Genomic DNA, 14,405 nt, shown 5'->3' with positions numbered 1-14,405 from the left:
TAAGAACTTAAGATAAGCTTGTAAGAGGGCTAGTATCTTAGTAACAGCTATAGTTTATAAGAGATACAAGGTTTTTTATTTAAAGTTAAATAAAAAGTTTAGTTGGATATTAATTAAAGTTAATTTAATTAAAAATAAGAATAAAAATAGGTCACAGTAATAAAGCTGTGACCTATTTTACTTTGTTCTTTTAGATAAAACTATATCAAAACAAGTTATTCCAAAAGCAAAGCCTAATGAGGAAGGTAACATTTTACTTAATTTTAAGTCTGGCAATGGTAATAAAAAATCACCAACTAAATTAAGCATCATGATTCCTATAAAAAACATTAAGAATTTAACTCCTTCTTTTTTTACCTCTTCAAAAGTAAAATGTTTAACTGTAAATAGGACTCTTACTAATATGTATAAAGGAATAAGTATTGCAAATATGGCGTAAGCTGTAACAAAATTAAGAACTGCCTTACTTGGAATATCCCTATATATTATGAAGAGTGTAACTATAGTCATAAAAATAAATAAGGAGTAAATGATTCCATCTAAAGTACGTACATTTCCTTTTTTCAATTTAATCCCCCCTGTTTTAATCTTTCCTATAATATGATTATACACAAAATTTTAACAATTAAATAGTTTAAGTGGATGACATGTGAGTTACAAAGACATTAAATTTATCTAAAATCTTTCTAAAGAAAAAATAAAGACTTTTATTAAAAATTTAGATTAATTAATAAGAAGTAAATAAAATACATGTACTATTTATTGGGAAACAATTACAATTTAAGTATAATATGTAATATGGGGAGCTTTAGGGGGAAGGTTTATGAATAAGAATATTAGAAAGATTATTACATCTACAGTATTAGCAGCTATGACAATTAGTGTTTTGCCATCAAATTTAGTTGTCTTTGCCACAGATGGTATTACAGAAAACTTTTATGAAATATATCCAAAGCCACAAGAAATAAGCTATAGTGGTGGAGAATTTCAAATAAGTGATGAAATAAATATTGTATATGATGATGGAATTGATACTTACACTAAAAAGCGGGTTGATGAAGTTTTAGAAGCTAGTAATTTAGAAGCCACTGTTTCAAATGAAATAGTGCCAGGAAAGACAAATTTTCTAGTAGGTATTAATGAATCAGGAGGAGTTGTTGATAATTATTTTAATAAAAATATTCCTCATGATGAAAGTTTTTTTGATGAAAAAATGGATGCAAATATAGTAAGTATTAAGGATGGGGTAATTGGAGTAATTGGGGAAGATACAGATAGTGCTTTCTATGGAGTTACTACTTTAAAACATGTGTTTAATCAGTTAGAAGAGGGAAATGAAATTAAGAATTTCAGAGCTGATGACTATGCAGAAGTTGCTCATAGGGGATTTATAGAAGGATATTATGGGAATCCTTGGTCTAATGAAGATAGGGCAGAACTTATGAAATTTGGTGGAGATTACAAACTAAATCAATATGTATTCGCACCTAAAGATGATCCTTATCATAATAGCAAGTGGAGAGATTTATATCCAGAAGAAAAATTATCTGAAATTAAAAAGTTAGCTCAGGTGGGGAATGAGACTAAAAATAGATATGTATATGCCTTACATCCATTTATGAATAATCCAGTTAGGTTTGATACTGAAGAAAATTATCAAAATGATTTAGGAGTAATAAAGGCAAAGTTTACTCAACTTTTAGAGAATGATGTTAGACAGTTTGCCATTTTAGCTGATGATGCTTCAGCACCAGCTCAAGGGGCTAGTATGTATGTTAAGCTTCTTACAGATTTAACAAGATGGTTAGAAGAACAACAATCAACTTATCCAGATTTAAAAACAGATTTAATGTTCTGTCCATCAGATTACTATGGAAATGGAAGTTCTGCACAATTAAAAGAGTTAAATAAAGCTGAAGATAATGTAAGTATAGTTATGACTGGAGGTAGAATTTGGGGAGAAGTAGATGAAAATTTTGCAAATAATTTCATGAATAATATTTCTACTGAGGGTCACCCAGGAAGAGCTCCATTCTTCTGGATTAACTGGCCTTGTTCAGATAACTCTAAACAACATTTAATAATGGGAGGAAATGATACATTCTTACATCCAGGAGTTGATCCAAGTAAGATAGATGGTATAGTTTTAAACCCAATGCAACAAGCAGAAGCTAATAAGTCAGCTTTATTCGCTATAGCAGATTATGCTTGGAATATATGGGACAATAAAGAAGAAGCCGATGAAAACTGGAATGACTCATTTAAGTATATGGATCATGGAACCGCTGAGGAAACAAATTCATCACTTGCTTTAAGAGAAATAAGTAAGCATATGATAAATCAAAATATGGATAGCAGAGTTAGACCACTACAAGAGTCTGTTGAATTAGCACCAAAATTAGATGCATTTAAGCAAAAGTATGATAGTGGGGCAAGTATTAAGGAAGATGCTTTAGAATTAATAGAAGAGTTTACAAACCTTCAAAAGGCTGCAGAGTATTATAAAAATAATCCAGGAAATGAGAGAACAAGAGATCAAATAATTTATTGGTTAAATTGCTGGGAAGACACTATGGATGCTGCTATTGGATATTTAAAATCAGCAATTGCAATAGAAGAAGGAGATGATGAAGCTGCTTGGGCTAATTATTCAGAAGCACAAAGTGCCTTTGAAAAATCAAAAACTTATGGTTTTCACTATGTAGACCATACTGAGTATGCAGAGGTTGGAGTTCAACATATCGTTCCATTTATAAAGAGTATGGGTCAAAACTTATCAGTTGTTATAGGTTCTATTGTTGATCCAAATAGAATAATAGCAACTTATATAAGTAATAGACAAGATGCCCCAACAGGAAATCCTGACAATATTTTTGATAATAATGCTAGTACTGAATTAGTTTATAAAAATCCAAATAGAATAGATGTTGGAACTTATGTAGGAGTTAAATATAGTAATCCTATAACTTTAAATAATGTTGAATTCTTAATGGGAGCAAATTCAAATCCTAACGATACAATGCAAAAGGCTAAGATTCAATATACAGTTGACGGAAGAGAATGGATTGATTTAGAAGAGGGTGTTGAATATACAATGCCTGGAGCTATAAAAGTAGAAAATTTAGATTTAAAGGTTAGAGGAGTTCGTTTAATAGCTACAGAGGCAAGAGAGAATACTTGGCTAGGTGTTAGAGATATTAATGTAAATAAGAAAGAGGATTCAAACTCAGGTGTAGAGTTTAATCCAAGTTTAATAAGAAGTGAATCTTGGCAAGTTTATGAAGGAAATGAAGCTAATCTTTTAGATGGAGATGATAATACTGGTGTATGGTATAAAACTCTTAATGGAGATACATCTTTAGCAGGAGAATTCATAGGTTTAGATTTAGGAAAAGAAATAAAACTTGATGGAATTAGATTTGTAATAGGTAAAAATGGAGGAGGAAGCTCTGATAAATGGAATAAGTTCAAACTAGAATATTCATTAGATAATAAAAGTTGGACAACTATAAAAGAATATGATAAAACAGGCGCTCCAGCAGGAAAAGATATTATAGAAGAATCCTTTGAAACTCCTATTTCAGCTAAATATATAAGACTTACTAATATGGAAAATATCAATAAGTGGCTTACTTTCTCAGAGTTTGCAATAGTTAGTGATGAATTAGAAAGTGCAGGAAATAAAGAGAATGTATATACAAATACAGAATTAGATTTATTATCTTTAGCTAAAGAAGATGTAACTAAGTTGATACCTATAGATGACATAAGCTTAAATCATGGAGAATATATTGGGGTTAAATTAAATCGTATTAAAGATTTAAGTAATATTAATCTTGAAATTTCAAATGACACAGGCTTAAAACTTCAAAGCTCTATGAATGGTGTTGAGTGGATTGATATAACAGATAAAAATACATTAGAAGACGGTAGATATGTAAGGCTAATTAATACAAGCAATGAAACTATTAATTTTAATTTAACTAAGTTTGAAGTTAATTCTAATGAAGTTTATGAACCATCATTAGTAGATGCTTATGTTGGAGATGATGGAGCTAAAAAAGCTGTAGATGGAGATTTAAAAACAAGAGTTAAATTCTTAGGTGCACCTAGTACAGGTGATACTATAGTCTATGATTTAGGACAAGAAATTCTTGTGGATAATTTAAAATATGTTGTATTAGATACTGAAGTTGACCATGTAAGAGATGGTAAAATTCAATTATCTTTAGACGGAGAAACTTGGACAGACGCTATTAGTATTGGAGATGGAGTAGAAAATGGAGTAGACGACATGTTCTCTACACCATTAAAAAATGGATATAAACATGGAAACCAATCAGGTGGAATAGTTCCAATAGATAGTGCTTATGTTGAAGGAGATAATTTAAATCAAAAGGCTAGATATGTAAGAATATTATTTACTGCACCATATAGACATCGTTGGACAGTTATAAATGAACTTATGATAAACAATGGAGAATATATATCTACAGTAAATGATCCAACTTATATTTCAAATCCAATTGAGGAAAGAGGCTTTGCCCCAAGTAATTTAAGAGATGGAAATTTAACAACTTCATATAAGCCTAATACTAATAATGGTGAGGTTTCTGAAGGAAGTATAACTTATCGTTTATCAGAAAAAACAGATGTTAGAAAGGTTACAATAGTTCAAAGTGGAAGTTCAATTTCAAATGCTAAGGTTATGGCTAGAGTTGGTGATGGCAGTGAAAGTGTAACTGATCAATGGGTTCAATTAGGAACATTAAGCAATAGTTTAAATGAATTTATTAATCGTGATTACAATAATATCTATGAGATAAAAATTGAATGGACAGATGTTGCACCAAATATTTATGAAATAATAACTTTAAACCAAGAGTTTGAATTCCCAGTAAATGATTCCTTAAAGGCAAAATATGATGAGCTTATAAATCTAAGTGGAGATGAATACACTTTAAGTAGCTTTGAAACTTTAAAAGAAGCATTAAATGAAGCTAAGAGTATTTTAGATGATTCTAACTCATCTCAGAAGAAAATAGATAAGGCTTTAGAAAAGCTAAATAAGTCAGAAGAAGGATTAGCTTTAAGGGCAACTGATTTTGAAGATTTCAATAAAGTTTTAACTTTAGGAAACTCTTTAGTTGAAGAAGAATATACAGCTGAGTCATGGGCTTTATTTAGTGAAGTGTTAGAAGTTGCTAATGAAGCTAACAAAAATAAAGCTGATTACACTCAAGATCAAATAAATCAAATAGTAATTGATTTAGATGCTTCAATCAAAGCTTTAGTAAAGGAAACACCAGAGGTTGATAAGACAAATTTAGGTGAATTAATAAATCAAGGTAAATCTTTACTAGAGGAATCTGTAGAAGGATTTAATGTTGGTGAATACCATAAAGGCGCTAAGGATGGATTAACAGTTGAAATTAATAAGGTTGAAGAAGTATTTAACAAGGAAGATGCTACTGAAGAGGAAATAAATTTAGCTAAGGAATCTTTAGAGGGTGCAATAGCAAGATTTAACTCTTTATTAATAGAAGAAAGTACAGGAGACTTTAATGGCAATGGAAAGATTGATATAGGAGACTTAGCAATGGTATCTAAAAACTATGGAAGTACTACTAACACTTCTCTTGATTTAAATAAAGATGGCTCTATTGATGAATATGAGATAAGCTTTATAAATCATAGAATACTAAATTAAGATAATTTAATAAGGATAAATTAGATTTATAATTTTTTAGGAATCATAAAGATGCTTAACATCAAATTTAAAATACTAAGAATTTTAAAGATTAGTATTTTAAAATGATTATTTGTATCTAATATGATTCCTTTTAATTTAAAACATAGCTTAATAAAAATTTTTTAAAATATTATTAGAGTCAGATTAATTTAAAATAAATTCTAAGATTAAATTTATATGATAAACAGATAAGTTTTTAATAATTAATATTTTATAATAATATATGAACATAGAGTATATGTTTAAAAATTACTGAAAGCCTTATATATAGCATATTTTCTAGAGAAATCTATAGAGTTTAATTGTAAATGCAATGCATATGCTATATAATGTTAAAGTATTGTAAAATTAAATATTTAGAAATAGGTTAAATAGTTACATTTGTAACTATATATTAAAAGGGAAGTTGGGTTTAAATCCCACGCGGTCCCGCCGCTGTAATAGAGGAGCTTTTTGTATTTTAAGTCACTGAAATATAATATTTTGGGAAGGCCACAAAAAGTGATGATGCTTGAGCCAGAAGACCTGCCTATTTTTAAAACATCAAAATCCTACGGGAAATAGGAGGTGTTGTGCTTTGGTAAGTTATATTTTTTTAGAATTTTTATAACCTCTAGACGCAATGTCTAGGGGTTTTTTATTTCTAAGACTAAAGTTCTGATTTAACTAGAAATTAAAGTTATTCATATTTAGATTAAGTGTTATAAAGGGAAATATTTTTAGTACATATTGTTTTATTTGATGCGGAAATAGTTAAATCAAATTTTATCTTAAAATAAAAAGATGATAAATGGGAATACAAAATAAAAATATAATTTAAGGAGTAGAATTATTATGTCAAAAAAGAATCAAGTATTTATAGGATTTTTATTAATGTTCTTATTAATACCAAGAAGTGTTTCAGCTATGCATATCATGGAAGGATTTTTACAACCTAAATGGTGTATAGCATGGGGAGTTATAACTATACCATTTATAGTATTAGGATTATTCTCTATTAAAAACAAGGTTGGAAATAATCCAAGACTAAAGATTTTGTTAGCTATGGCAGGAGCTTATGCTTTTGTTCTTTCAGCATTAAAGCTTCCATCAGTTACAGGTAGTTGCTCACATCCTACAGGGGTTGGTCTTGCGGCAATATTATTTGGACCTACAGCAGCATCAGTTTTAGGACTTATCGTACTTTTATTCCAAGCATTACTTTTAGCTCATGGTGGTCTTACTACTCTTGGAGCTAATACTTTCTCAATGGCTGTAGTTGGGCCTTTAGTATCATATGGTCTTTATAAATTAGTAAAAAAACTTAATGGGCCAACATGGTTAGGTGTATTTTTAGCATCTGCTCTTGGAGATTTAGCAACTTACATGGTTACTTCAGTTCAATTAGGACTAGCCTTCCCAGCAGAGGTTGGAGGAGTTATGGCATCAGTTATGAAATTCATGGGTATATTTGCTGTTACTCAAGTTCCTCTAGCTATAAGTGAAGGAATATTAACAGTCATAATCTTTAATACAATAGAAAATTATGCAAAAGAAGATTTAATGGAACTTAACATTTTTTCAAAGGGGGTAAAATAATGAAAAATAAAAGAGTGTTAACTAATGTGATATTACTATTATTAGTTGTATTTATTACAATAATACCTTTCTTTGTAGCTAAAAATGGAGAGTTTGGTGGATCTGATGATCAAGCAGAAGAAGCAATAACACAAATTGATGAAAACTATGAACCATGGTTCTCACCATTATTTGAACCAGCTAGTGGAGAAATAGAAAGTTTATTATTTGCTCTTCAAGCTGCAATCGGTGCAGGGGTAATTGGCTTTGGATTAGGATATCTAAAAGGCAAAAAGAAAGTGAACGACGAAGTAAATGATAAACATAGATAAATATGCTTATGCATCTAAGTTAAAAAATATTAATCCAGCGGAAAAGATGTTTTTTGCCTTAATTACTTTGTGCGTTTGTCTTTGGGCAAATAATTTTATTGTTTCTATGCTTATAATAAGTATTATGACTTTTTTAATAACCAAAGTAGGAAGAACAAAAATAAGAGTTTTTATAAAGTTAATGATGGTGCCAATAGCTTTTTTAATAATTGGTATCCTAACAATTGTTGTGAGTTATTCATTAAAACAGGATACATTTTTAGTATCATTTAAGCTTTTTAATGGATGGATTGGAGTTTCAAAAAGTGGAATTATTCAAGGACTTAATATGTTCCTTAAGGTAATGGGATCTTTAAGTTGCTTATACTTTATATCCCTAACCACTCCAATTATAGATGTAATATCAGTTTTAGCTAAGCTTAAAGTACCAAGTTTTTTAATAGAGTTAATAAGCTTAGTGTACAGGTTTATATTTATAATTTTAGAAACTTCAGAAATGATGTTTATATCGCAAAATTCAAGACTTGGATATAGAGATATAAAAACATCATATAAATCCTTAGGTGCTCTTGCATCAACACTATTTATACGTTCATTTAAGAGAGCTAATGATTTATATACTGCCTTAGAAGCCAGAGGGTATAATGGAGAACTTAAAGTTTTAGAAGAACAGGTTCAAAAAAGAAATTACATTTACATTATAACTATAATAATTAATCTTATTTTTATAGGAATAGCTATATTTATTAAGTAGAGTAGGAGGATTTTATGGAAGACTATATATTAAAAGTAGAAGAGCTTAATTATAATTATTCAGATGGAACTCATGCTCTAAAAGGTATAAATATGAATATAAAAAGAGGAGAGGTTACGGCTATATTAGGTGGAAATGGTGTTGGAAAATCAACTTTGTTCCAAAACTTTAATGGTATATTAAAACCTTCTTCAGGAAGAATACTTTTTGACAATAAACCTATAGATTATTCAAGAAAAGGAATAATGAAGCTTAGAGAATCTATAGGAATTGTCTTTCAGGATCCTGATAATCAACTTTTCTCAGCAAGTGTTTACCAAGATGTTTCCTTTGGTGCTGTTAATATGAAACTACCAGAAGATGAAATAAGAAAAAGAGTAGATAATGCATTAAAAAGAACTGGTATAGAACACTTAAAAAATAAGCCAACTCATTGTTTAAGCTTTGGTCAAAAGAAAAGGGTAGCCATTGCAGGGGTATTAGTTATGGAGCCAAAGGTTTTAATACTAGATGAACCAACGGCAGGTTTAGATCCAATGGGCGTTTCAGAGATAATGAAGTTATTAGTAGAAATGCAAAAGGAGCTTGGAATAACAATAATAATAGCAACTCACGATATAGATATTGTTCCTTTATATTGTGATAATGTTTTTGTTATGAAAGAAGGAAGAGTAATATTACAAGGAAATCCTAAAGAGGTATTCGCTGAAAAAGAAGTTATAAGAAAAGTTAATTTAAGATTACCTAGAATCGGACATCTTATGGAGATTTTAAAAGAAAAGGATGGATTTGTATTTGATGAATTAGATTTAACTATTGGACAGGCTAGAAAGACAATAAATTCTTGGAAAAACAAAATTTTTAATGATTAATATTTAAGTTAGATTAAGCAAGAAAGGCTTATACCAAATTAATTTGGTATAGGTCTTTTATTAATTTATAATGGTATTTTAGTATAAGAATAATTATATAAAAATTTATTTTTTTAAAAGTTCGTACTAATTTTATATAGATTTTAATATTGTAAAGAAAATGTTTTAAAATTTTAAATTAAAAGTGTATTTTTTTTACAATGTTAAGTGGTTTTTTAAAATTAAGACTTTTTTATATGATAAAAATGTGGTTATTATTGGGAAAATATACAATATAATTAAAAAGGTGAAAGAGTAATTTAATATTTTATTAATAAGTTATGGTTAAAAAAGGATAAATAGTACAAAAACTCATAATAAGTTAATAAATATTCATGGTCGAATTTTGTAATTCTAAAATTATTTACTAATTAGTTAAATGATTTTAGAATATAGTTAAAGGATGATTTATTATCTTAAGTTATGGTTTCTCTTTAAATATAAATGATTTTAATAAATTATCTAAATAATTAAAATTTTATAGGTAAGAAATATAATGTTTTAATAGGAGATGGTATTAAAGATTAAAAAGGGAGAGTATGATAAGATGTTTACAAATGAGTTAAAAGATTTATTAGCAGGTTTATATCAGAAATATGGATGTACTCAAGAGGTTCTTCAACTTAGTAATATAATTGATGAAATTATAGTTAAAGAGCAAAGAGAAAGACTAAAAGAATATTATAAATCAAGAAAAAATAATATCTAATTTCAAAAGTTATAAAGCATATAAATATTATTAACTCTAAATTATGAAAAACAATTGAATTATGATTATTACAATTAATTTTAAGGGCCTTAAGACTTTGATTTTGTTAACATATATTATAATAAAAAAATCTATATTACATCAGTAATATAGATTTTTTATTCATAATATGTATAATTAAACTTCTTTAAATTAATTAAAGTTTATTTAAATGATTTTATACTATTTAATCTATCTTCAAGTTTTTGTTCTGGAGATTTTTTGAAGTCATATCCATAAACGGCATTTTCAAAATCACCATAAGTTGGATTTGGAAGCACTATGTATTTTGTTCCAAAGAATTGAGCTTCTTTATCTACTATTTCTCTTCTTTGTTCATTAGACTTATTATCATATCCATCAGGGAAGTCACCTAAGTTATCTCCACAATAAATTGCAAGATTATAATTATCTTTTATCTTATTCCATCTAGCATCTTTACTATTTGTATCTGTTTTTAAAAGTATATGATCCTTATCTGAATTTACAAAACCTAATTTTTGCATGTTTTTTATAGTTGCATCAAGTTCCTTTTCTTCACTTCTATTTGAAACATAGAAAACTTCAAATCCTTTGCTTTTAGCATAATCAGTAAAATCTTTAGCTCCATCTATTGCGGCTGCATCAGCCATTTGTACCCACTCACCAAAGTTTTCCTTTGAGAATAATTCATTATGTTTTATTTCATACCCTGCATGAGGTGAATTATCTATTATTGTCTCATCAATATCTAAGGTAACTGCATAGGGTTTAGCAGTAGGTTCTTTTACTAATTCATCAACATATCTCTTTCCAGAGTTGTATGCTTCATATCTTAAAGCCTTTACTTCTCCAGAATTTTGTTGCCATAAAGTTGCTAAAACATTTCCTTTAACAATTTCTTCAACTGCATTAGCCTTTGTTGTTTGTTCTAACTTAGATATTTGTTTTGCTTCTTGATTATTTTCGTAAACTAAGGTACCTCCAGTTCCAACACCAATACCTATTATTGCTGATAATATAATTGCTGTAATTTTTGAGTTTCTCATAACCTCATCCTTTCGTTTGTTACATAAAAATGTATAGAATATTAAAATAGTTATCAATGTGTTAACGCTTTCATTATATTTTATGTTTCCATTAAAATCAAGTGTTTAATCAATAATATATATCTTTTAATAATCAATAATTGATATGTAAAATTATTCTTATAGAAATTTAATTAATAATTATGTAAATAAAAAAAAAGATAGTCAAATGACTATCTTTTCTATTAAATATAATCCATTGGATTTACATGTTGTCCATTAATTCTTATTTCAAAATGAGCATGAGGGCCTGTACTATATCCTGTAGAGCCAACTAAAGAAACTACTTGTCCTTGTTTTACTTTTTGACCTACAGAAACTTTTAATTGAGATGCGTGAGCATATAGAGTACTGAATCCACCACCGTGATCTATTATAACCATATTTCCATAAGCAGGATGATATTCAGCAGCGGTTACAATCCCGTCTTTAGCAGCTACAAATGGAGTTCCTGTTGAAGCAGCAAAGTCTACACCTGTATGAACTTTATACTGACCAGTTACAGGATGAACTCTTGGACCATATGAGCTAGTTATGGAAGAAGAAGCAACTGGTCTTATAAATCCACTTGATGAATTACTGGTTGTAGATGCTGTGCTTGGAGTTTTAGTAAAATATGATTGAATTTCCTTTTCAATTTCATCTTCTCTATCTGCCAATGCTTTAAGTTCAGCATTTTTTTCAGCTTCTAATTCCTCTAATTCGCTTAATTGAGACTTATAAGTATTTAATGTATTTTCATGTTCAGATTTAACTTCATTAAGAGTTTTTTCTTTAGAAAGAAGTTCTGCCTTTTTTCTATCTAATGTAGATTTAGAAGTTTCAAGTTCAGCTTGTCTAACTTCAAGTTCATTTTTTAAAGCTTCAATCTCTTCAATAAGCTTGTTATCTGTTTTAACAAGGGTTTTTATATTTGCTATATTAGAGAATAATTCTCCAAAGTTTTTAGACTCAAGAATCATATATAGAAACTTATCGCTTAAATTAGATTTATAGATATTTCTAAGTCTTTCACCTAATATTTCTTGCTTTAATTCTTGTTCTTTTTTAGCTTTTTCAATTTCAGTAGTATTTTCTTCAATTGATTTTTTTACTTTATTTATTTCTGAATCAGTTGAAGAAATTTCATTATTTAAAGTTTTTATTTTCTCTTCATATTCAGTAACTTTTGCTTGAGCTGAATTAAGCTCAGCTTGTTTAGCGTCAATGCTATCTTTAATTTCATCGAGCTTTCCCTTTTTAATTTCTTTTTCTTCTGTAATTTGTTTTTTCTCCTCTTGTAATTTATTAACTTCGGGATTTGCTTTGGTTATTAATGGTGCTGAAAAAGCACTAATCATTAAAAAGCTACTCATAAACAAAGATACAATTTTAAGTTTGTTCATTTAATCACCTATCTTTAATATATTTTTCGAGAGTTTTATAGTAATTTCAACAAATTATACCTTAAAACCCTTAGTAATATCCACAAAAAAAATGAAAATTTTAAGTTAACTTTTAAATAAAGGGTTAACAAATGGTAAAAAAAGATTATTATATTACAAAAGGAACAATATATGTAAAATTAATACATCAATAAGTATAAATAAGATATTTCTTATTATTAAAGAAATCAATATAATATTTATGTAAAGGTTTTTTGCAAATTTTAAATATAAATGCAAAATGTAAATTTAAATATATGGATGATTTTTAAGTATATATCTTATTCTTAACTTGTTTAGAATAATAACTAAGACTTGGTTTAAGATAAAATTTAATTTAATATAATTAAATTATTGTTAGACTATTAGAAATTTTAAATATCAACACAAAAAAAGAAAGGCAAATAGATAATTGATTAAAAGCTACCTCATATTAATTTATTTTATACAGGCATATTAAGATTAATTTTAAATAATCTTAATATGCCTATTTTAAATTAGGGATATGTTCATTAATAGTTACCTAAATATTAATTTAGAGTTTTATTAATCAATATAAATATATTTTTGGATTATATGTTTTAGTGATTAAGATTGATACTGCTTGTCAATAATTAAAGTGAATTATAAAAGAGGGGGAATTTCTTATGGCTAGAAAATCATCTAAAAAATATTTAAAAGAGGCAAATGCTCAAATAATACTATTTGTTTTAATTATGATAATAATGAGAATGGTAGTTTTAAACTTTATGAGTGAAATATCAGGGATAGAGTTTGATGAATTATCTAAGGCTAGAATTTACAATGGAGATATTACAGCAACACTATTTTTAGAGAGTCTTGTTAATTTTTTTGGTAACTTCATATTAGAAACATATAAAGGAATAACTTTGCTTGCAATAATAAATGTATTTGTTGCTTCTTATATATTAACTAAAAAGGACTTTACAGGTAATTCTTATTTTAATATGGTCATAGCATATCTATTTTCAGCTATAATAACAGTATTTTTATTATTAGCTGGTATAATTTTATTTTTTTGCATAATGCAATGCATGGTAGTTATAAATTCATTAAAGATAGATGTGTCTTCAGAAATTTTATGGTTAGCCATATCTGTATTAGTAGGAGTAGTCTTTATAAAGTATTTTAGGAAAAGTGTAGTTTTTTCTTTATTTGCATTTTTAATAATATCAGTTTATGCTTCTTACTACACTGATATAGGTAAAAAAGCAATTAACACAGACTATACTCAATATAGTCTAGAGGAGTTTGCTAATAATTTAAACTTAGTTGGAGAATAGATCTATGTGATTATATTTAATAGTAAATAAGTGTTTTTTATTTATTATTTAGTAAGTTATATTTAATCACTTTAATATACTTTTACTAATCAATTAAAAAACATAGAGAAAATTATATATAAATTAATATGAAAATCTATTTTTGTATGCAAAATGTAAGCGTATTTTTTATATAATCTAAAAATATAGTATAAAATAATACAATATTCTACAGAAAAGTATATTGAATGTAAATTTTATTTAAAACACTTTACCTAGTGTATCTATATAGGAAAAAGTAAGTATTTTAAAGAAAAATATAGAAATAATAATATATTTTATCTAAAACGGAGAAAAGTATTAAATTAAATATGGTTAAAATGGTAAGATAAATTTCGTCAGCAAGAGACACGGCAACAAAATATCAAATAAAAATTTGAAAAAAGTTGTTGACAAAGTTTCTTAAAGATGTTAAAATGAGAAAGTCGCTTAAGGGCGATAACGAAATGGTCTTTGAAAATTAAACAGAAGATATTAACATAAACCAGCAATTCTTTTATAAGTAATATGAGTATAG

10 protein-coding genes and 1 riboswitch are annotated in these 14,405 nt (G+C 27.5%); of the genes, 7 read left to right on the top strand and 3 right to left on the bottom strand.

The window, feature by feature from the left end:
• Positions 1-177 precede the first annotated feature (177 nt).
• Positions 178-567, bottom strand: coding sequence for a hypothetical protein (locus QP548_RS13710; RefSeq protein WP_003462809.1), 390 nt, complete (start codon positions 565-567; stop codon positions 178-180).
• A gap of 256 nt (positions 568-823) precedes the next feature.
• Between QP548_RS13710 and nagH the strand changes: the two genes are divergently transcribed.
• The 6 genes from nagH to QP548_RS13680 all read left to right on the top strand — a co-directional run bounded on the left by nagH (position 824) and on the right by QP548_RS13680 (position 10,015).
• Positions 824-5,710 (top strand): hyaluronoglucosaminidase, encoded by a 4,887-nt coding sequence (gene nagH / locus QP548_RS13705; RefSeq protein ID WP_061426156.1) that lies wholly within the window; start codon positions 824-826, stop codon positions 5,708-5,710.
• A gap of 389 nt (positions 5,711-6,099) precedes the next feature.
• Positions 6,100-6,300: riboswitch (cobalamin riboswitch) on the top strand.
• Positions 6,301-6,586: 286 nt separating this feature from the next.
• The gene (locus QP548_RS13700) at positions 6,587-7,330 is read left to right on the top strand and encodes an energy-coupling factor ABC transporter permease (RefSeq protein ID WP_003457455.1); all 744 of its coding nucleotides are present in this window, start codon (positions 6,587-6,589) and stop codon (positions 7,328-7,330) included.
• Positions 7,330-7,641, top strand: coding sequence for an energy-coupling factor ABC transporter substrate-binding protein (locus tag QP548_RS13695; RefSeq protein ID WP_003452599.1), 312 nt, complete (start codon positions 7,330-7,332; stop codon positions 7,639-7,641). Before QP548_RS13700 ends, QP548_RS13695 begins: the two co-directional genes overlap by 1 nt.
• Positions 7,625-8,395: a cobalt ECF transporter T component CbiQ gene (gene cbiQ / locus QP548_RS13690; RefSeq protein ID WP_061426157.1), complete on the top strand. Its 771-nt coding sequence runs from the start codon at positions 7,625-7,627 to the stop codon at positions 8,393-8,395. The genes QP548_RS13695 and cbiQ overlap by 17 nt, the downstream gene beginning before the upstream one ends.
• Before the next feature lie 14 nt (positions 8,396-8,409).
• Entirely contained in the window at positions 8,410-9,267 is an 858-nt protein-coding gene (locus QP548_RS13685) for an ATP-binding cassette domain-containing protein (protein ID WP_011591332.1), read from the top strand.
• Positions 9,268-9,817: 550 nt separating this feature from the next.
• Positions 9,818-10,015, top strand: coding sequence for a hypothetical protein (locus QP548_RS13680; protein WP_061426158.1), 198 nt, complete (start codon positions 9,818-9,820; stop codon positions 10,013-10,015).
• Between the two features lie 203 nt (positions 10,016-10,218).
• On the opposite strand, the gene QP548_RS13675 is transcribed toward QP548_RS13680, so the two are convergent.
• Both QP548_RS13675 and QP548_RS13670 read right to left on the bottom strand, forming a co-directional pair.
• Entirely contained in the window at positions 10,219-11,082 is an 864-nt protein-coding gene (locus QP548_RS13675; protein WP_061426159.1) for a 5'-nucleotidase, lipoprotein e(P4) family, read from the bottom strand.
• A 224-nt stretch (positions 11,083-11,306) separates the two neighbouring features.
• Complete coding sequence (locus QP548_RS13670; RefSeq protein ID WP_061426160.1) at positions 11,307-12,506, bottom strand: murein hydrolase activator EnvC family protein; 1,200 nt, start codon at positions 12,504-12,506, stop codon at positions 11,307-11,309.
• Between the two features lie 686 nt (positions 12,507-13,192).
• On the opposite strand from QP548_RS13670, the gene QP548_RS13665 reads away from it, so the two are divergent.
• A complete protein-coding gene (locus QP548_RS13665; RefSeq protein WP_061426161.1) occupies positions 13,193-13,849 on the top strand; it encodes a hypothetical protein in 657 nt (218 codons plus the stop codon).
• Positions 13,850-14,405 lie beyond the last annotated feature (556 nt).

Source organism: Clostridium sp. UMB9555A (assembly GCF_030222355.1).
GTDB lineage: Bacteria > Bacillota > Clostridia > Clostridiales > Clostridiaceae > Sarcina > Sarcina perfringens.
The sequence above is the reverse complement of the archived record's forward strand: the minus strand, read 5'-3'. Positions and strand labels throughout refer to the sequence as shown.

Excerpts from the sequence above, each read along its gene's own strand:
- nagH (WP_061426156.1), top strand. The coding sequence starts at position 824 with ATGAATAAGAATATTAGAAAGATTATTACATCTACAGTATTAGCAGCT.
- QP548_RS13700 (WP_003457455.1), top strand. The coding sequence starts at position 6,587 with ATGTCAAAAAAGAATCAAGTATTTATAGGATTTTTATTAATGTTCTTA.
- QP548_RS13695 (WP_003452599.1), top strand. The coding sequence starts at position 7,330 with ATGAAAAATAAAAGAGTGTTAACTAATGTGATATTACTATTATTAGTT.
- cbiQ (WP_061426157.1), top strand. The coding sequence starts at position 7,625 with ATGATAAACATAGATAAATATGCTTATGCATCTAAGTTAAAAAATATT.
- QP548_RS13685 (WP_011591332.1), top strand. The coding sequence starts at position 8,410 with ATGGAAGACTATATATTAAAAGTAGAAGAGCTTAATTATAATTATTCA.
- QP548_RS13680 (WP_061426158.1), top strand. The coding sequence starts at position 9,818 with ATGGTATTAAAGATTAAAAAGGGAGAGTATGATAAGATGTTTACAAAT.
- QP548_RS13675 (WP_061426159.1), bottom strand. The coding sequence starts at position 11,082 with ATGAGAAACTCAAAAATTACAGCAATTATATTATCAGCAATAATAGGT.
- QP548_RS13670 (WP_061426160.1), bottom strand. The coding sequence starts at position 12,506 with ATGAACAAACTTAAAATTGTATCTTTGTTTATGAGTAGCTTTTTAATG.
- QP548_RS13665 (WP_061426161.1), top strand. The coding sequence starts at position 13,193 with ATGGCTAGAAAATCATCTAAAAAATATTTAAAAGAGGCAAATGCTCAA.